This window comes from Pseudomonas acericola (SeqCode) (genome assembly GCF_053456465.1).
The window spans coordinates 56,268-73,492 of record NZ_JBRFJB010000005.1 but is presented as its reverse complement, the minus strand read 5'-3'; the positions used below and the strand labels follow the sequence as shown (position 1 = coordinate 73,492).

Sequence of the window (17,225 nt, the reverse complement as noted above, 5' to 3'; positions counted from 1 at the left end):
CAACCGGGCAAGCCTCTACCGACATTTGGAATGTGGACCATGCGTCATTATCATGGCCACTTTCCCGTGAATCGACGCACTCCCCATGGCCCTGGCCGCGCCCCCCGACCTCAGTGATCACGCCGTCCCCGTGCAACCCCTGGCGCGCACCTACCCGCGTGGCTTGTACGTGGAACCCCATAGCCACGACTGGGGCCAATTGCTCTACGCCATGAGCGGCGTGATGTGGGTCGAAACGCCGCGCGAAGCCCTGGTGGTCCCGCCCCAGCGTGCCGTGTGGTTGCCACCGGGGGTGGAGCATGGCATTCGCGTGGTGTCGGATTTGCAGATGCGCAATATCTACCTGCGCCCGGCGTTGGCGGCGACGCTGGACAGCCAGGTGCAGGTGATCGAGGTCGGCGGCCTACTGCGCGAACTGATTGTCACGCTGGTGGAAGAGGGCGACGGCGGCGATGCGGGCTATTACGACGCGGTGGTGCGCCTGGCGCTGCTGGAGTTGCAACGGGCACGCCGCTCGCCGATCCGCATCGCCATGCCGGTGGAGGCCGACCGTCGCTTGATCAACGCTTGCCAGGCTGTGATGGCCGCGCCCTCGTTGGAAGTCCCCTTCGAACAACACGCCGAGACGGCCGGGGCCAGCGTGCGGACCTTGTCGCGGTTGTTCCTGCACCATCTGGGCATGGGGTTCGCCGAATGGCGGCGCCAGGTGCAACTGGCCACGGCGGTGGCGGAGTTGATCCAGGGCCAGCCGGTCAGCAGCATCGCGCGTTCATTGGGTTACTCGCCGAGCAGTTTCAGCGATATGTTCCGACGCGAACTGGGTGTGGCGCCGTCGCAATACGTCGGTTGAGGGGTTGGCCGATAATCTGAAGTACTTGGCCGACGCTTCAGGATTGGGCTCTCTACACTGAGCTCATCCACCCACAAGGCGCCGTTCCATGAGCTACCTGATTTCCCTCGCCATTGGCCTGTTTGTCGGCGTGCTCTACGGCGCCCTGGACTTCCGCTCACCCGCGCCACCGGCTATCGCTTTGGTAGGCCTGATGGGCATGCTGCTGGGCGAAAAGCTCTGGCCCATGGGGCGGCAGCTGGTCAGCGGTTGGTTGTCCTGATTCCCTTTTTCCCTTCGATGGATATTGGCCATGAAAGCACTGCAATTTTCCGCTACGGGCGATCTCGCCTCCCTGCGTTTCGTCGACGTCGCCACCCCGGTGCCCGCCGCCGGTGAAGTGCTGGTGCAGATCAAGGCGGCGGGATTGAACCCCAGCGACGTGAAAAACGTGCTTGGCCGTTTCCCCTACACCACCTTGCCACGCATTCCCGGGCGTGACTTTGCCGGCGTTGTCGTTGAAGGTCCGCAGGCGTTGCTTGGCCAGGAGGTCTGGGGGACGGGGCGCGATCTCGGCTTTTTTGCCGACGGTTCCCACGCTGAATTTGTGAAGGTTTCAGCCAAAGGTGTGGCGCACAAACCCAGCCACCTGAGTTTCGCCCAGGCCGCCAGCCTTGGCGTGCCGTACACCACCGCCTGGGATGCCCTGGAGCGCAGCGGCGTTGGCAAAGGCACGCGGTTGCTGGTGATTGGCGCCAATGGTGCGGTAGGCAGTGCGGCCCTGGCCCTGGCGAAAATTCGAGGCGCCCAGGTACTGGCCGCGGTGCGGCGGGCGGAGCAGGTCGAGGTGTTGCAGGGGCAGGGGGTTGAAGCGATTGCCTTGGGTGCGCCGGAGGACTTGGGCGTGCAGGTCAACAGCGTGTTCAAGGGCGGCGCCGATGTGATCTTCGACACCACCGGTTTCTGGTTGCCCGCAGCGGTCGCCGGGTTGGCGCCCTTTGGTCGTATCGCGATCATCGCCGCGCCGGTGGACGGGCAGGTGCAATTGCCGGCCCTGGCGTTGTACCGCAAGGGCGGGTCGGTGGTTGGGATCAACTCGTTGCTCTACAACTGCGAGCAGTGCGCGGTGATGCTGGAGCAGTTCGGGCGGTTTTTTGATGAGGGTTCGTTGCCGTTGCCGACGGGGTTGCGGGAAGTGGCGTTGGCGCAGGTGTTGCAGAGCTATGAGGAAGTGAATAATGGTAGTGCGGACAAGATCATCTTCCTGCCCTGACCCGCTCTAAACAATGTAGGAAAAAGCAATGTGGGAGCGGCGGTGCGACGATTCGACTTGCCCGCGATGGCGATGGTCCAGCCAGCACATCAGTGGCTGATCTACCGCTATCGCGGGCAAGCCCGCTCCCACATGAGTTTTTTGCCAGCAGGTGGTTGTTACTAGGCCTCGGGCACACCGTTTTCCCACGCCGACCAGTTCTTGAGGATCGCCTGCACCAGCGGGTTACCCGTGCGGTACAGGTTCTCCAGTGCCGGTACAAACCCACCCTGATCCGCGTACTTCAGCAGGTTGTCCACTTCGCTGTAACCCGGATACGGCCGGTCGAAGTCCGAACCCGCGCGCACCACGGCCAAGCGCTGGATATCTACCAACCCCTCACGGCTGGCCCGCAGCAGCGCTTCATAGGTGGAGTTGTCCTCTTGCTGGGTGGTGCAGTACTCGCCCTTGTTATCCGTCAACAACTTGGTCCAGACCTCGGCCCGCTCGCTCAAGCGCGTGCCGGAAAACCAGGTGTTGCCCGCCAGGGTGTCGCAGCGGGTGACCTGTGGCGGCTGGTTGGCCGGGGCGGCGGGGTAGTGTTTGCGCCATGCCGCCGATTCCTTGCTTTCCGTCAGTTCAACCTGGTGCGACAGGGCAAACGCCTTGGCCTGCAACTTGGGGTTCAGCTCAAACACTTCGGTCTTGTAGTCCAGCGGCGGTTTTTCGTTAGGACCTTTGGTGTTGATGCCGATGTAACCGGTCGGCCAATCCTTGGGTGCATCCCGCGAGTCCAGTTCCCACTGCGTGCCGAATTCCACCAGGTAATGGGCCCAGGCCGCAGTACCGATGGTGCCGTGCTTGGGGCTGATGCCGGCGATCCCGGCGATCAGGAAGTAGCTCTGGCGCAGGTCGAACTTGGGCGACAAGGCCAGGGCCAGGGTGGACGCGGCGGCGTTGGTCTGGCCCATGCCGGTGACGAGCAGGCAGACGTCCTGGGTGTTGCAGCGGATCACTGGATATTCGGCGGACAGGCCCGGCACGCGGACCTCCTGCTTGAGTTGCAGGCGGTCAATCCAGGTTTGTGCCTCGGGGGCGAACATGGTGATCAGCATCACCTTGGGTTTGATCGGCGCATCCGCCAACACCACATGGGGCAACAGGGTCAGGCCGACAGCCAGTGACAGGCGGGAAAGTACGTTCATCCAAAAGCTCCTCTATCAGAATTGATACCCGACGCCGGCGTAGTAGCCCCAGCCGTCCGATCGCGCGCGGAAGTTGCCTTCGCCAAAATTCAACTCACTGCCATCCTCCCAGTTGCCGCCGTTATGAAAGTAACGACCGACCAGGGTGAACCGCAGGTGGGTAAACGAATACAGCAGCACATTGGTCGCTACCAACGAGTTGGCGGTGCGTGCTGGGTTGTCCTTGTGCAGGTCGGAGCCAAAGTCGTAGTTGGTGAAGCCGATATAGGTCAGCGAGGCACCGTTGTCGAACTTGCCGATGGGCACGATGTACTTCATTTGTGCGCGGTAGCCATCCCACGAATACTCATTGCTGGCGCCGTAGTTTTCCCACTGGTAGCGCCCGTAGAAGTTGGCCGACAGATTGACCCGCGAGTGGGTGTCGATGTCGGTGCCCAAACCGCTGTACAGGGTGTTGGCACGGTTGGCCTTGTTGCTGCCGTGGTCGTAGATCCAGTCGAACGCCACATACCATTCCTTGAACGGCCCGATGGCCAGGCTGCGGCCCGCCAGGTAGTCGATGGAGATGCGCGGCTCGTGCTCCATGAACACCGGCGAGCCATGGTCCCACACGCCTTTGTCATTACTGTTACCGATGCCGAGGATCTTTGGCACGTCGATATAGCCATAGAGTTCGAAGGGGCCCTTGCGGCCGAAGTACTCGTATTCCAGGTAGATGTCGTCTGACGGCTTGGGGCCGAAGCTGATGTCTTTGCTGCCGATCAATGTCAGGTCTTGGTTGAACCATTCCGACAGGTACACGCCTTTTTTCGTCGGGCTGGCTTCCGGGCTGAGGGTTTCGCCCTGTGCTGAGTCATCGACGGGTTTTTCCTGCGCGAAAATGGGCGCGCTGAGTAGTCCCGTAACGGCGGCCAGTAGCAGGGAAACACCAAGAGCGGCAGGGTGCCTTGCGGTGGAATGCATTGAAAATCCCTATTCGTACGCGGTTTGGACCCGAATCTTCGGGTCGTGGTGAACTTGGCTGGCAAGTTCGTTCCGCAAACGTTTGCATAGGCTGTACCAACTTTGACTATTGGCTTGAATAGACTGGAAAAAAGCGCGATTAGTCGACCTTTTGGTCAGAATTGACCCGGTGTCATTTTGTCGAGGGATTGAACCGGTGCAGCGCGGTTTCCCGGCGATAGTCGCTCGGCGTCTGATTCATTTCGATGCGAAAGTGCCGGTTGAAATTGGACAGGTTGGCGTAGCCCACCTCAAAGCAGATTGCCGCCACGGACATCTCGCTTTGCAACAACAGGCGGCAGGCGCGTTGCACGCGGAACTTGCGCATCAGGTCGATAAAACCGTGGCCGGTGTTGCGCTTGAAAAAGCGTGAAAAGCCCGGCTCGCTCATCTCCAGTTGCTGCGCGATCACCGACAGGCGCACGTCCCCGGTGAGTTCGCGCATGAGGTAGTCAAAGGCCTTGTTGATGCGCTCGGCGCTACGCGCATCCAGGGTGGGCGCGTAGCACGGGCTGGCCAGCGCGAGTACTTGCTGTGGCGGGGCGCTCTTGAGGGTATCGAGCAGTTGCAGGAACAGCACCAGCCGCTGTAGGCCCTGGGCTTTGCCGATGTCTTCCATCAACACAGCGGCACGCAACGCCGTGTCGCCGTGAAATTGCAGGCCGCGTCGGGCTTGCTCGAACAGCGGCTGCAAGTCGCCCAGTTCCGGCAGCGTCTTGCGCAGGCCTAGCAGGGCGGCGCCGTCGAATTGCAGCACCACGTCGCGGCCCTTGAGGTACTCGCCGGGGGCCAGCTCGCCGATCCAATCGTGGGGCAGGTCGGGGCCGATCAGGGCGACGTGGCCGGCACTGAAGGCGCCGATATAGTCGCCCGCGACCAGCTTGCCGCTGCCTTGGCGGATCAGGTGGATCTCAAACTCGGGGTGGTGGTTCCAGCGCGCCAGGTCATAGGGGTAGTCGTGTTCGAACCAGCGAAAGCAGTGGTCCGGCTCGGGCAGGATCACTTCCAGTTCAGCAGGGCGGTGCTCGAACAGTTGGGCGCGGCTGACAGGCATGGCGGGCTTCTTATGATTCTTGGAATCGCTCCAAAATACGCGCCTCGGCCGTGGCCGCGCTACCCCCTGTTTCCCCCGGCACTGATACTTTTTTAACCCAACGCCCAAGGTTAAAAAAGTACCAGTCGCGCATCCGCCACGGGTTTGTGAGGGCTGGGGCAACCTGCTGTAATCGGCCCTCAACAACAAAAACAACAGGTGGATACCGCCATGCTCAAGCTCCCGCAAGCGTTGTTCCTGCTGTCCGGCCTGGCCTTGGCCATGCCCAGCCACGCCGCCGACACCGTGACCATCGCCACGGTCAACAACAGCGACATGATCCGTATGCAGCGCCTGTCCAAGGTGTTCGAAGCGCAGCACCCGGACATCAGGCTCAACTGGGTGGTGCTCGAAGAAAACGTACTGCGCCAACGCCTCACCACGGATATCGCCACCCAGGGCGGGCAATTCGACGTGCTGACCATCGGCACCTACGAAACCCCGCTGTGGGGCGCCAAGCACTGGTTGGAGCCGCTGACCCAACTGCCGGCCGACTACGACGTCGACGATATCTTCCCCTCGGTCCGCCAGGGCCTGTCGGTCAACAACACCCTCTACGCGTTGCCGTTCTACGGCGAAAGCACCGTCACCTACTACCGCACCGACCTGTTCCAGCAGGCCGGCCTGAGCATGCCCGCGCATCCGACCTGGACCCAACTCGGCGCCTTCGCCGCCAAGCTCACCGCCAAGGACAAGGACCAATACGGCCTGTGCCTGCGCGGCAAGGCCGGCTGGGGCGAGAACATCGCCTTGCTGAGCACCATGGCCAACGCCTTTGGCGCGCGCTGGTTCGATGAGCAGTGGAAGCCTGAGCTGACCAGCGCGGAATGGACCGCCGCCGCTAATTTCTACGTCAACAGCCTCAAGCAATACGGCCCTCCAGGCGTGTCCAGCAACGGCTTCAACGAAACCCTGGCGCTGTTCAACAGCGGCAAATGCGCGATCTGGGTAGACGCCAGCGTCGCCGGCTCCTTCACCACCGACAAGAGCCAAAGCAAGGTGGCCGACAGCGTCGGCTTTGCCGCCGCGCCCACCGAAGTCACCGACAAAGGTTCCTCGTGGCTGTACGCCTGGTCCCTGGCGATTCCGGCCACGTCCAAGCACAAGGACGCGGCCAAGGCCTTTATCACCTGGGCCACGTCCAAGGACTACATCCAACTGGTCGCCGATAAAGAAGGCATCACCAACGTACCGCCCGGCACTCGCCAGTCCACCTACAACGACGCCTACTTGAAGGCGGCGCCGTTTGCCCAGGTGACCCTGGAGATGATGAAACACGCCGACCCGGCGCACCCGTCGGCCAAGCCGGTGCCGTACGTGGGCATCCAGTACGTGACCATTCCCGAGTTCCAGGCCATCGGCACCTCGGTGGGCAAGATGTTCTCGGCGGCGCTGACCGGAGGCATGTCGGTTGACCAGGCGTTGCTCCAGGCCCAGTCCACCACCGAGCGCGAAATGAAACGCGCGGGTTATCCAAAATAATTCTCTAGAGACATGCCCCATGAAACGACTTGAAGGTAAAAGCGCGCTGATCACCGGATCGGCGCGCGGGATCGGCCGCGCGTTCGCCCAGGCCTATATTGCTGAGGGTGCGAGCGTCGCCATTGCCGATATCAACCTGCAGCGGGCCCAGGCCACGGCCGCCGAACTGGGGCCACAGGCGTATGCGGTGGAAATGGATGTCACCGACCAGGCTTCCATCGACGCCGCGATTGCCGCCGTGGTGGCCGAGGTCGGCAAGCTGGATATCTTGATCAACAATGCGGCGCTGTTTGACTTGGCGCCGATTGTCGATATCACCCGTGACAGTTATGAGCGGCTGTTTGCGATCAACGTCGCGGGGACGTTGTTCACCTTGCAAGCGGCGGCGCGGCAGATGATCCACCAGGGGCATGGCGGCAAGATCATCAACATGGCCAGCCAGGCTGGTCGCCGTGGGGAGCCGTTGGTGGCGGTGTATTGCGCGACCAAGGCGGCGGTGATCAGCCTGACGCAGTCGGCGGGGTTGAATTTGATCAAGCAGGGGATCAACGTCAATGCCATCGCGCCCGGTGTGGTGGATGGGGAGCATTGGGACGGGGTGGATGCGTTGTTTGCCCGGCATGAAGGGTTGGCGCCGGGGGAGAAGAAGCGGCGGGTGGGGGAGGAGGTGCCGTTTGGGCGGATGGGGACGGCTGAGGACTTGACGGGGATGGCGGTGTTTTTGGCTTCGGCGGAGGCGGATTATGTGGTGGCGCAGACGTATAACGTTGATGGGGGGAATTGGATGAGCTAGGGGGTGGCGGTGTGTTGGTGTGTTGGTGTGTTGGTGTGTTGGTGTGTATATCCGTTATTTAGGTAACGGCCACTATTGGTTCCGCTCTTACAGCGGGTCACTTTTGGAGGGACCCAAAAGTAACCAAAAGGTCCTCGCCCCAACACTCGGCACCTCGCCTAGGCTCGGTGTGCCCTCACTCCGGCTTGAATCCGTGGGCCGCCGTCATGGGCCATCCTTGGCCCAGGACGGCTAACCCGGCGTCCTGCCGGGTTGCCCACGGATTCAAGCCTGCGTTCGGCCAGCGTGTTTGACGGGGCGACCCCAGATCAAAAGCCAGAGCGCGGCGGCCTAGTAGCCGACCGGTATTTGTCCTGTCGAGCTCGGTTCAAAATGTGGGAGCTGGTTTGCCTGCGATGCAGACACCTCGGTACATCAGGCAAACCCAGTTGATGCCATCGCAGGCAAGCCAGCTCCCACAGGGTACCGCGCACGCTTCCTCGATCAGGCCGGCTGTCAGGCCGCCTCGCTTTGTTTTTGATTTTGATCTTAGGCGCCCCGTTAAACACGCTGGCCGGAATTCGACATGGATTTGGGGGGTAAACCGGCAGGGATGCCGGTTTAGCCGCCCCGCGCCATGGATGGCGCGTGGCGGCGGCCCCCCAAATCCATGTCGGATTACGGGCATGCCGAGCCTAGGCGAGGCACCGAGTGTTGGGGCAAGAGCCCTTTTGGTTACTTTTGGGGCTCTTTTCCAAAAGTGACCCGCCGTAAGGGCGGAACCAATAGTCGCCGTTACCTAAACAACGGATATGCCCCCCACCAAACGCTACTCCGCAAAACTCCGATCAAAAAAATAAACCTCCCCAGCCTTCAAAACCTCCACCGTCGCCTGCGGCCGCCCACCGTCCCCGGGCTTCTTGCGCCCCGTCTCCCGCAAATACCCCGCCTCAGCCAACTTCAACAACCGCTGCCGAACACTGGTCTTCAACACCGGCCGCGCCAGCACCACCGAAAAAATCGTAGTAGCCTGCGGCGCACTAAACTCCCCCCCCAAAAACATCAACGGCAAGCTGCTGTACAGCGACTTGGACAACAACCGCTCCTGCACCGCCGCCACGATCAGGTTGTGATCGAACGGCAGCTTGATACTGCCATCCGCCACCGCATCCAGCGCAAACCAGGCCTGATGCTCAGCCAGCGCCACGTCATCCGCCACAATCGCCAAGTAATAAGTGGACGAGGACCAACACCGCGGATCACGAAACGCATCCCCCACGGTGCCCACCTGTTCGCTCCAGGCCAGTTCAAACCCCACCTTGTCACTGGCGCGCAACCGCTCCACGGCATCCTTGAGGCTCAGGTCCTGCACGCCACCATTCACCACCACCCCCGGCAGCGCCCAATGCCCGGCGAAGGGCTCGGCGTCGCGCTGGTTCAGCAGCAATTTCAATTCGCCGGACGCGCGGCAGTAGAACAGGACGCAAAGGTCGACGGTATGCAGGTAGGCGCTAAGTGGCATGGGACATCCTTATAAACAGTGGCAGGGCACAGTCTAACGGATCGAACAGATATGTCATGGACTGACACCGACCCAGATAAACAAATGTTTCTTGCTATGAAAGTACATGACGTGTACTTTTGTTTTCAGGCCACAGGAGAACCGCCATGACCCTCGCAAAAACCGCCATTGCTTCATTCGACGTCGATGCCCAGAAGAGCTTCACGCCCCTGTGCCCCAACGAACTGCCGGTGGTCGGCGGTGACCGCATCGGCGCCGAGCTCAACTACATGGCCAGCCTCGCCGGCCACCGCGTCGGCAGCAAGGACGCCCACACCCCGCACGCGCCCTGGGTCGTCGCGCAGCACAGCGAGATGCTGCAACCCACCGGCCTGGCCCACGCCGACGTGACCTGGGTCAGCCACTGCGTCCCGGGTACCGAGGGCTTCACGTTGCTGGACGAGTTGCCCACCCCGTACGACTACGACTACTTCATCTGGAAAGGCGTCGAACCCGACCTGCACCCCTACGGCGCCTGTTACCACGACCTGCACGACAAACTCTCTACCGGCGTCATCGAGTACCTCAAAGCCCACGGCGTGGTGCGCGTGATCGTCGGCGGCCTGGCCCTGGACTACTGCGTCAAGACCACCGCGTTGCAGCTGCTCAAGGCCGGCCTGGAGGTGGTCCTGCACGTGCCGGCGTGCCGGGGGATCAGCGAGGAGGGTGGTATTCAAGCGCTCAATGAGCTGCGTAAGGCCGGTGCTGCAATCAGCAGCACCCGCGAAGAACTGGCCGCGATGGCCACGCGTTAAGGAGACCCACCATGGAAAGTGCCTACGACTACAACGCCCCGGTGATCCAGGGCTTGCTCGACACCGACTACTACACCTTCACCATGATGCAGGCCGTGCTGCACCAGCACCCCAACGTCGATGTGGAATACAACTTCATCGTGCGTTCGCGGGAAAAGCTCGGGCACTTGATCCCGGCACTGCGCGACGAATTGGAAAAACTCGCCGGCCTGCACATGCGTGAAGGCGAGTTGCGCTTTCTGTTCAACCCGCGCTTTCGCGAATACCTCACCCCGGATTACGAGCGCTTTCTCGGCCTGTTCCGGTTCAACCTGCGCTATATCCACGTCAGTGAAATTGACGGCCAACTGAACATCCGCGTCATCGGCCCGATGCTGCACTGCATCATGTTTGAACAACCGGTGCTGGCCTTGGTCAGCGAGCTGCGCAACCGTGACAAATACCCCGATGTGACCCTGGAAGACGTCACCCGCAAGCTCTATCAGAAGTTCGACTGGCTGGAGAAACACCTCAGCCGCGAAGAGTTGGCCGACCTGCGCGTGTCCGACTTTTCCACGCGCCGGCGCCTGTCGTTCAAGGCCCAGCGCGAAGTGATCGATATCATGCGCCGCGACTTTCCCGGCCAGTTCGTCGGCACCAGCAACGCGCACCTGGCCTATGAGTTCGACCTGCCGCTGATCGGCACCATGGCGCACCAATGGCTGATGGTGCACCAGCAATTGGGCCGCCTGCGCGAGAGCCAGAACGCCGCCCTGGAAAACTGGGTGCGCGAATACCGTGGGCGCCTCGGCATCGCGCTGACCGACTGCATCAGCACCGAGTTTTTCCTCAAGGACTTCGACCTGTACTTCGCCAAGCTCTACGACGGCCTGCGCCAGGACTCCGGCGATCCCATTGCCTGGGCCGACAAGGTGCTGGCCCGCTACAAGCAACTGGGCATCGACCCCATGACCAAGGACCTGATGTTCTCCGACGGCCTGAACTTCGAAAAATGCCTGCCGATCCTGCGCCACGTGCGCGGCAAGGCCCGGTTCGGCTTTGGCATGGGCACCAGCCTGGCGTGCGACGTCGACGGTGTGGAACCGTTGAGCATCGTGATGAAACTGGTGCGGGTGCACGGCGAGCCGGTGGTGAAGTTCTCCGATGACCCGATCAAGAACGTCTGCGAAGACGCCTCGTTTTTGCAGTACGCGGCCAAGGTGTTCAATGTCGCCAACGTGGAGGTGTGACATGCAAACCCAAGCACGTATCGCCCGGGAACTGAATATCGACCGCGCGTTGGTCAGGGGCGGCGAGCCCTTGGAGATTCAACGGCGCATCGACTTCATCAAGACCACGTTGCGCCAGTCGGGCTGCAAGGCCCTGGTGCTGGGCATCAGTGGCGGTGTTGACTCCCTCACGGCGGGCCGCCTGTGCCAGCTGGCGTGTGAGCAATTGCGCAGTGCCGGCTACGCCGCGCGGTTTATCGCCATGCGCTTGCCCTACAACACCCAGGCCGATGAGGACGACGCCCAGGCTGCCCTGGGCTTTATCACCCCGGACCAGATCGACACCCTGAACATCGCCGCCAGCGTCGACGGCTTGATGGCCAGCCTGACCGCCAGCGAAGCCAGCGCCGCCCACGTCGATTTCATCAAGGGCAACGTCAAGGCGCGCGCGCGGATGATCGCGCAATACGCCGTGGCCAACCTGCACAACGGCCTGGTCGTCGGCACCGACCACGGCGCCGAAGCGTTGATGGGGTTTTTCACCAAGTTCGGCGACGGCGCCTGCGACCTCGCGCCGCTGTCCGGCCTGACCAAGACCCAAGTGCGCCTGCTGGCCACGGCCCTGGGCGCGCCGGACAATCTGGTGCACAAACACCCGACCGCCGACCTGGAAGAGTTGCTGCCGGGCAAGTTGGATGAACACGCCTATGGCTGCTCTTACGCAGAGATCGACGCGTACCTGATGGGGGAGCCGGTGAGCGAGCGGGTGAGGGGAATCGTGGAAACCGCGTACGCCAATACCACCCACAAACGCGCACTACCGATGACCCCAGACCAATGATCGTTCCCATGCTCCGCGTGGGAATGCAGCCCAGACGCTCCGCGTCTGTGTAAATGCGCTTGCAAGCTGCAAAATTCCGACTAATATGACCCGGGTAAAACAAATAACACCCGGGTGATAATCCATGTCTACGCCAAACATTCCCCTGTGCACCGCCTTCGTCAGCCACCAGCGCGTGGCAGCAGGTTCCTACGCCGATGTCGCCCACACGCTGTCAGGCCTTGACCTGGCCACCGGCAGTTTCCTGGTATTCGATGACACCACCGGCACCCAGGTCGATTACCCCTGGCCGGCGGGTTATGCGCCGGATCAGCCAGCGCAGGTCGAGGCTGCTGACGAGCCGCCCACCGCGCCTTCGGTGGGGCGGCCAAAGCTGGGCGTGGTCGCGCGTGAAGTCACGTTGTTGCCACGCCACTGGGAATGGCTGGGCCAGCAACGGGGTGGCGCCTCGGCTGCTTTGCGCCGGTTGGTGGATGACGCTCGCAACCTGCACGCCTCCCGTGATCAGATACGCCAGGCCAAGGAGGCCAGCTATCGTTTCATGAGTGCCATCGCTGGCAATCTGCCCGGGTTTGAAGACGCTTCGCGCGCACTGTTTGCCCAGGACGGCGCAGACTTTGCCCACACGATCGCGCACTGGCCGCTGGACGTGCAGACGTACCTGGCCTGGTTGTCACGTAATGCCTTTGCCGCCCAACAATAATTCACGGATTCGAACCCCCATGGAAGTCACCCAGCAACGGCCGTTGTGGCAGATCTACCTGATCTTTCTGGCACCGATGGTGCTGTCCAACTTCCTGCAAAGCTTTTCCGGCACCCTCAACGGCATCTACGTCGGGCAAATGCTCGGCACCCAGGCGCTGGCGGCGGTGTCGGGGATGTTTCCCATCGTGTTTTTCTTTATCGCCCTGGTGATTGGCCTGGGGGCCGGTGCTTCGGTGCTCATCGGCCAGGCCTGGGGCGCGCAGGAGACCGGGTTGGTCAAGGTGATCACCGGCGCGACCCTGACCCTGGGCGCGTTGGTGGGGGTGATCGCAGCGGTGCTCGGCAGCCTGTTTGCGCGCCCGGCGTTGCAAGCGTTGGGCACGCCAATTGACGTGTTGGACGATGCGGTGGGTTACGCGCAGATGATGATGTTGATCATGCCGCTGCTGCTGGTTTTTATCCTCTATACCCAATTGCTGCGTGGTGTCAGCGATACGGTTTCGCCGTTGCTGGCGCTGGTGGTTTCCACCCTAGTGGGCCTATTGCTGACCCCGGCGCTGATTCGCGGCTGGATCGGCTTGCCGCCCATGGGCATCCAGAGCGCGGTGTTCGCCGGGCTGGTGGGCAACGCCTTGGCCATGCTGTTTCTGGTCCTGCGCCTGCGCCATAAAAAACACGTCATGGCGCCCGACCGCGAATTGCTCGCCGCCTTGCGCCTGGACCGCGTGATTCTCGGCAAAGTCCTGCGTATCGGCCTGCCTACCGGCCTACAGATGGTGGTGCTGTCGCTGTCGGAGTTGGTCATCCTCGCCCTGGTCAACGGCCATGGCTCCCAGGCCACGGCGGCCTACGGTGCGGTGACGCAAATCGTCAATTACGTGCAGTTCCCGGCGTTGTCGATTGCCATCACCGCGTCGATCCTCGGCGCCCAGGCCATTGGTGCGGGGCGCCTGGAGCGCATCGGGCCGATCCTGCGCACCGGGCTGCTGATCAACACCTGCCTCACCGGCGGCCTGATCGTGCTGGGCTATGTGCTGTCCCACTGGCTGCTCGGCTTGTTCATCACCGACGACGCCGCGCGGGTCAACGCCGAGCACCTGCTGCACATCATGCTGTGGAGCATCCTGGTGTTTGGTTTCCAGGCGGTGGTCGGCGGCATCATGCGCGCCAGCGGCGTGGTGTTGATGCCGGTGGCGATTTCGATCTTCTGCGTGCTGTGCGTGGAACTGCCGATGGCGTACCTGTTCAACGCGCACTTCGGCCTGGAAGGCGTGTGGATGGCGTTCCCGGTGACGTACCTGGCGATGCTCGGGTTGCAGGTCGCGTATTACCGGCTGGTGTGGCGGCACAAGCAGATTACGCGGTTGGTGTGAGTTTCAGGCCGCGCAGCAGTAGCTCCAAACCGTGCAAACCTTCTTGCAGGCGCGCGTCCGGGTCTTCATCCCGGGCGATCCACAGCGCGGTGTTGACCAGGCTGCCATTGATCAACTGGGCCAGCGCCTGGCTCGGCACCGGGTGGATCACCCCGGCCTGCATCAAGCCTTCCAGCAGTTGGCACAGCGAGGCCACGCAGTGTTGTTGGGAACCGGTGTCGCCCAGTACGGCCGGGGCATCCTGCAACACGATGCGCTGGATCTCGCTGTCCTGGGCCATGCCCAGATACGTCCGGCAGCGCTCGCAAAAGCCTGTCCATGGATCCAAGGCCTGGTCGGTGATGTGCTGCAAGCGCGCATCCATCTCGCTGTCGAGTTGCGCGACCACGGCGGCCAGCAGGCCTTTCTTGTCACCGAAGTGATGGTACAAAGCACCCCGGGTCAGCCCGGCGCGGGCGGTAAAGTCGTCCATCGAGGTGTTGGCGTACCCTTGTGTGGCGAACGCCTGGCGCGCGCTGGCGATCAGCCGGGCACGGGTGTCTTCGATCATTTCAGCGCGGGCTCGGCTCATGGGGTGGCTCGTTATGGGCAAGTGAGTGATTGACATACGTCGCGTATGTTACGCATGATTCGTCACATACGCACCGTATGTATTTTGCCTTGATGACTTTAGATAGCAAGTCCCAAGGCGCACAGGAAGAGGTCAAGAGAGATGGCAAACCCCTACGCCGCGTTATTCCAGGTCCCAGGCGCGCGGGCTTTTGTGCTGGCCGGCATGCTTGCGCGCATGCCGGTGTCGATGACCGGCATCGGCCTGATCACCATGCTCGCCCAAGTGCATGGCGGTTATGGTCTGGCGGGCTCGGTGGCGGCGGTGTTTGCGTTGGCCACGGCGTTTTGTGCGCCGCAGGTTTCCCGCTTGGTGGACCGTTACGGCCAGGGCAGGGTGCTGCCCATCGCCGCGCTGTTCGGCGGCGGCGGTTTGTTGATGGTGCTGCTGTGTACCCGTTTGCAGGCGCCGAGCTGGACGTTGTTCCTGTTCGCCGCGCTGGCCGGTTGCATGCCGAATATGTCCGCCATGGTGCGGGCGCGCTGGACCGAGTTGTACCGTGGGCAACCCCAGCTGCAAACCGCGTTTGCCCTGGAATCGGTGCTGGATGAAGTGTGCTTCATCATCGGCCCGCCGATCTCGGTGGGCCTGAGCGTGGTGCTGTTCCCGGAAGCCGGGCCGCTGGTCGCCGCGTTGTTGCTGGCGGTGGGCGTCACCACCTTTGTGCTGCAACGCGAAACGGAGCCGCCCGTGCATGCCCACCACGACCATCACAGCGGCTGGTTGATCGCTTCGCCGTCGGTGCTGATCCTGATGATCCTGTTGCTGGCCATGGGCGTGATCGTCGGTGTGGTAGATGTGGTCAGCGTGGCCTTCGCCCAGCACCAGGGCCAGCCGGCGGCGGCGAGCATCGTCCTGTCGGTGTACGCCATCGGCTCGTGCCTGGCGGGGTTGGCCTTTGGCACGCTCAAGCTCAAGGCGCCGCTGCCCAAGCAGTTTCTGTGCTGCGGCGTGGCCACGGCGTTGACCACCTTGCCGTTGTTGCTGGTGACCAATATCCCGGGGCTGGCAGTGGCGATCTTCATTTCCGGCCTGTTCTTCGCGCCGACCCTGATCGTGTCCATGGCCCTGGTGGAGCGCATCGTCCCGCCCAGCCGCCTGACCGAAGGCATGACCTGGCTGATCACCGGCCTGAGCATCGGCGTGGCCATCGGCGCCGCCAGCTCTGGCTGGATGATCGACCACTTTGGCGCCACCAGCGGGTTCTGGGTGGCGTTGGTGGCGGGGGCGGTGGTGTTGGGGTCAGCGTTGCTGGGCTATCGGCGCTTGGGATGAAAGCAACGCATGCAGGGCCTGCGCCTGATGGCCGTAACGCGCGCTGACGTAAGCGTCGAGCAGCCGGATGAAATCCTCGGCGATGGTCGTACCCTTGAGCGTCATCACCCGTTCGCCGTCCATATAGACCGGCGCCGATGGATGCTCACCGGCGCCGGGCAATGAGATGCCGATATCCGCCAGTCGGCTTTCGCCGGGGCCGTTGACCACACATCCCATGACCGCGACCTGCATCCGTTCCACCCCCGGATAGCGCGTGCGCCACAGCGGCGTTTGCTCACGCAGGTGCGCCTCAATCCGTTGGGCCAGGACCTGGAAGAATTCGCTGGTGGTACGGCCGCAGCCTGGGCACGCCACCACTTGCGGGGTAAAGGCCCGCAGGCCCATGGTTTGCAGGATTTGTTGGGCAACCTGTACCTCATGGCTGCGCTCGCCGCCGGGTTGTGGCGTGAGGGAAATACGCAAGGTGTCGCCAATGCCCTCCTGCAACAGCACCGCCAGCGCGGCCGTCGAGGCGACGATGCCCTTGGAGCCCATGCCGGCTTCAGTCAAGCCAAGGTGCAGGGGGAAATCACAGCGCGCCGCGAGGGTGCGATACACCGCGATCAGCTCCTGCACATCACTGACCTTTGCCGACAACACAATGCGATCCGCCGGCAGGCCGACCTCTATAGCCCGTTGGGCATTTTCCAGCGCCGACACCACTAATGCTTCACGCATCACTGCGCCAGCCGCCTGCGGTTCGGCGCGGGCGGCATTGGCATCCATCATCCGGGCGAGCAGGTCGGGGTCCAGGCTGCCCCAGTTAACGCCGATACGCACCGGCTTGTCGTAGCGGCAGGCGATTTCGATCATCTGACAGAATTGTTCATCGCGCCGTTCGCCCTTGCCGACGTTGCCGGGGTTGATCCGGTATTTGTCCAGGGCCTGGGCGCATTTCGGGTAGGTTGCCAACAGGCGATGGCCATTGAAGTGAAAGTCGCCGACCAGCGGGACACTGATGTCACGGCCATTGAGCAGGTCGCGGATGGTCGCCACCTGCGCGGCTGCCTCGTGGCTGTTGACGGTGATGCGCACCAGCTCCGCACCGGCGCGGGCCAACTGTTCGACCTGCGCCGCCGTGGCCTTGGCATCGGCGGTGTCGGTGTTGGTCATCGCCTGTACCCGGATCGGTGCGCTGCCGCCCACGGTGACCGAGCCGATCTGTACCGTACGGGTGCTGCGCCGAAGCACGGGGTTGTTCATGGTTGCGCCTCCTCTGG

Annotated in this window: 17 protein-coding genes; 11 read left to right on the top strand and 6 right to left on the bottom strand. The window is 62.6% G+C overall.

Annotated elements, in window-relative coordinates; genetic code table 11:
• Positions 1-85 precede the first annotated feature (85 nt).
• The 3 genes from ACU688_RS19865 to ACU688_RS19855 all read left to right on the top strand — a co-directional run bounded on the left by ACU688_RS19865 (position 86) and on the right by ACU688_RS19855 (position 2,102).
• Positions 86-850, top strand: coding sequence for an AraC family transcriptional regulator (locus ACU688_RS19865; protein ID WP_448186069.1), 765 nt, complete (start codon positions 86-88; stop codon positions 848-850).
• 88 nt (positions 851-938) lie between these two features.
• A complete protein-coding gene (locus tag ACU688_RS19860; RefSeq protein ID WP_124528348.1) occupies positions 939-1,112 on the top strand; it encodes a DUF1427 family protein in 174 nt (57 codons plus the stop codon).
• 30 nt (positions 1,113-1,142) lie between these two features.
• Entirely contained in the window at positions 1,143-2,102 is a 960-nt protein-coding gene (locus tag ACU688_RS19855; protein ID WP_448186068.1) for a quinone oxidoreductase family protein, read from the top strand.
• Between the two features lie 161 nt (positions 2,103-2,263).
• Here the strand turns inward: ACU688_RS19855 and ACU688_RS19850 are convergent, their stop codons facing one another.
• The 3 genes from ACU688_RS19850 to ACU688_RS19840 all read right to left on the bottom strand — a co-directional run bounded on the left by ACU688_RS19850 (position 2,264) and on the right by ACU688_RS19840 (position 5,342).
• The gene (locus tag ACU688_RS19850; protein WP_448186067.1) at positions 2,264-3,286 is read right to left on the bottom strand and encodes a purine-nucleoside phosphorylase; all 1,023 of its coding nucleotides are present in this window, start codon (positions 3,284-3,286) and stop codon (positions 2,264-2,266) included.
• Positions 3,287-3,301: 15 nt separating this feature from the next.
• On the bottom strand, positions 3,302-4,249 hold the full coding sequence (locus ACU688_RS19845; protein ID WP_448186066.1) for a nucleoside-specific channel-forming protein Tsx: 948 nt from the start codon (positions 4,247-4,249) through the stop codon (positions 3,302-3,304).
• Positions 4,250-4,421: 172 nt separating this feature from the next.
• On the bottom strand, positions 4,422-5,342 hold the full coding sequence (locus tag ACU688_RS19840; protein WP_448186065.1) for an AraC family transcriptional regulator: 921 nt from the start codon (positions 5,340-5,342) through the stop codon (positions 4,422-4,424).
• Positions 5,343-5,603: 261 nt separating this feature from the next.
• Between ACU688_RS19840 and ACU688_RS19835 the strand changes: the two genes are divergently transcribed.
• Complete coding sequence (locus ACU688_RS19835) at positions 5,604-6,863, top strand: ABC transporter substrate-binding protein (protein WP_448186295.1); 1,260 nt, start codon at positions 5,604-5,606, stop codon at positions 6,861-6,863.
• A 19-nt stretch (positions 6,864-6,882) separates the two neighbouring features.
• Complete coding sequence (locus ACU688_RS19830) at positions 6,883-7,656, top strand: L-iditol 2-dehydrogenase (protein ID WP_448186064.1); 774 nt, start codon at positions 6,883-6,885, stop codon at positions 7,654-7,656.
• An 808-nt stretch (positions 7,657-8,464) separates the two neighbouring features.
• Here the strand turns inward: ACU688_RS19830 and ACU688_RS19825 are convergent.
• Positions 8,465-9,157, bottom strand: coding sequence for an NUDIX hydrolase (locus tag ACU688_RS19825; protein ID WP_448186063.1), 693 nt, complete (start codon positions 9,155-9,157; stop codon positions 8,465-8,467).
• Positions 9,158-9,303: 146 nt separating this feature from the next.
• Here ACU688_RS19825 and ACU688_RS19820 point away from each other — a divergent pair, with 146 nt between their 5' ends.
• The 5 genes from ACU688_RS19820 to ACU688_RS19800 all read left to right on the top strand — a co-directional run bounded on the left by ACU688_RS19820 (position 9,304) and on the right by ACU688_RS19800 (position 14,078).
• Entirely contained in the window at positions 9,304-9,951 is a 648-nt protein-coding gene (locus ACU688_RS19820; protein WP_017735602.1) for a nicotinamidase, read from the top strand.
• Positions 9,952-9,962: 11 nt separating this feature from the next.
• Positions 9,963-11,180 (top strand): nicotinate phosphoribosyltransferase, encoded by a 1,218-nt coding sequence (pncB, locus tag ACU688_RS19815; protein WP_448186062.1) that lies wholly within the window; start codon positions 9,963-9,965, stop codon positions 11,178-11,180.
• A gap of 1 nt (position 11,181) precedes the next feature.
• Positions 11,182-12,000 carry an NAD(+) synthase gene (gene nadE / locus ACU688_RS19810; protein ID WP_448186061.1) on the top strand — a complete coding sequence of 273 codons (819 nt, stop codon included), beginning with the start codon at positions 11,182-11,184 and terminating at the stop codon, positions 11,998-12,000.
• Between the two features lie 124 nt (positions 12,001-12,124).
• Positions 12,125-12,703, top strand: a complete 579-nt coding sequence (locus ACU688_RS19805; RefSeq protein ID WP_448186060.1) for a DUF2239 family protein — start codon at positions 12,125-12,127, stop codon at positions 12,701-12,703.
• 19 nt (positions 12,704-12,722) lie between these two features.
• Entirely contained in the window at positions 12,723-14,078 is a 1,356-nt protein-coding gene (locus tag ACU688_RS19800; RefSeq protein WP_017735597.1) for an MATE family efflux transporter, read from the top strand.
• Here the strand turns inward: ACU688_RS19800 and ACU688_RS19795 are convergent.
• The gene (locus ACU688_RS19795; protein WP_448186059.1) at positions 14,062-14,649 is read right to left on the bottom strand and encodes a TetR/AcrR family transcriptional regulator; all 588 of its coding nucleotides are present in this window, start codon (positions 14,647-14,649) and stop codon (positions 14,062-14,064) included. The two genes, ACU688_RS19800 and ACU688_RS19795, sit on opposite strands and share 17 nt — an antisense overlap.
• A 141-nt stretch (positions 14,650-14,790) precedes the next feature.
• On the opposite strand from ACU688_RS19795, the gene ACU688_RS19790 reads away from it, so the two are divergent.
• Entirely contained in the window at positions 14,791-15,963 is a 1,173-nt protein-coding gene (locus ACU688_RS19790) for an MFS transporter (RefSeq protein WP_448186058.1), read from the top strand.
• Here the strand turns inward: ACU688_RS19790 and ispG are convergent.
• On the bottom strand, positions 15,931-17,208 hold the full coding sequence (gene ispG / locus ACU688_RS19785) for a flavodoxin-dependent (E)-4-hydroxy-3-methylbut-2-enyl-diphosphate synthase (protein ID WP_448186057.1): 1,278 nt from the start codon (positions 17,206-17,208) through the stop codon (positions 15,931-15,933). The two genes, ACU688_RS19790 and ispG, sit on opposite strands and share 33 nt — an antisense overlap.
• Between the last annotated feature and the right edge of the window lie 17 nt (positions 17,209-17,225).

Coding starts and splice junctions, on each gene's coding strand:
- ACU688_RS19840 (WP_448186065.1), bottom strand. CDS start 5,342: ATGCCTGTCAGCCGCGCCCAACTGTTCGAGCACCGCCCTGCTGAACTG.
- ispG (WP_448186057.1), bottom strand. CDS start 17,208: ATGAACAACCCCGTGCTTCGGCGCAGCACCCGTACGGTACAGATCGGC.
- ACU688_RS19865 (WP_448186069.1), top strand. CDS start 86: ATGGCCCTGGCCGCGCCCCCCGACCTCAGTGATCACGCCGTCCCCGTG.
- pncB (WP_448186062.1), top strand. CDS start 9,963: ATGGAAAGTGCCTACGACTACAACGCCCCGGTGATCCAGGGCTTGCTC.
- ACU688_RS19855 (WP_448186068.1), top strand. CDS start 1,143: ATGAAAGCACTGCAATTTTCCGCTACGGGCGATCTCGCCTCCCTGCGT.
- ACU688_RS19800 (WP_017735597.1), top strand. CDS start 12,723: ATGGAAGTCACCCAGCAACGGCCGTTGTGGCAGATCTACCTGATCTTT.
- ACU688_RS19805 (WP_448186060.1), top strand. CDS start 12,125: ATGTCTACGCCAAACATTCCCCTGTGCACCGCCTTCGTCAGCCACCAG.
- ACU688_RS19820 (WP_017735602.1), top strand. CDS start 9,304: ATGACCCTCGCAAAAACCGCCATTGCTTCATTCGACGTCGATGCCCAG.
- ACU688_RS19830 (WP_448186064.1), top strand. CDS start 6,883: ATGAAACGACTTGAAGGTAAAAGCGCGCTGATCACCGGATCGGCGCGC.
- nadE (WP_448186061.1), top strand. CDS start 11,182: ATGCAAACCCAAGCACGTATCGCCCGGGAACTGAATATCGACCGCGCG.
- ACU688_RS19850 (WP_448186067.1), bottom strand. CDS start 3,286: ATGAACGTACTTTCCCGCCTGTCACTGGCTGTCGGCCTGACCCTGTTG.
- ACU688_RS19845 (WP_448186066.1), bottom strand. CDS start 4,249: ATGCATTCCACCGCAAGGCACCCTGCCGCTCTTGGTGTTTCCCTGCTA.
- ACU688_RS19825 (WP_448186063.1), bottom strand. CDS start 9,157: ATGCCACTTAGCGCCTACCTGCATACCGTCGACCTTTGCGTCCTGTTC.
- ACU688_RS19835 (WP_448186295.1), top strand. CDS start 5,604: ATGCCCAGCCACGCCGCCGACACCGTGACCATCGCCACGGTCAACAAC.
- ACU688_RS19790 (WP_448186058.1), top strand. CDS start 14,791: ATGGCAAACCCCTACGCCGCGTTATTCCAGGTCCCAGGCGCGCGGGCT.
- ACU688_RS19860 (WP_124528348.1), top strand. CDS start 939: ATGAGCTACCTGATTTCCCTCGCCATTGGCCTGTTTGTCGGCGTGCTC.
- ACU688_RS19795 (WP_448186059.1), bottom strand. CDS start 14,649: ATGAGCCGAGCCCGCGCTGAAATGATCGAAGACACCCGTGCCCGGCTG.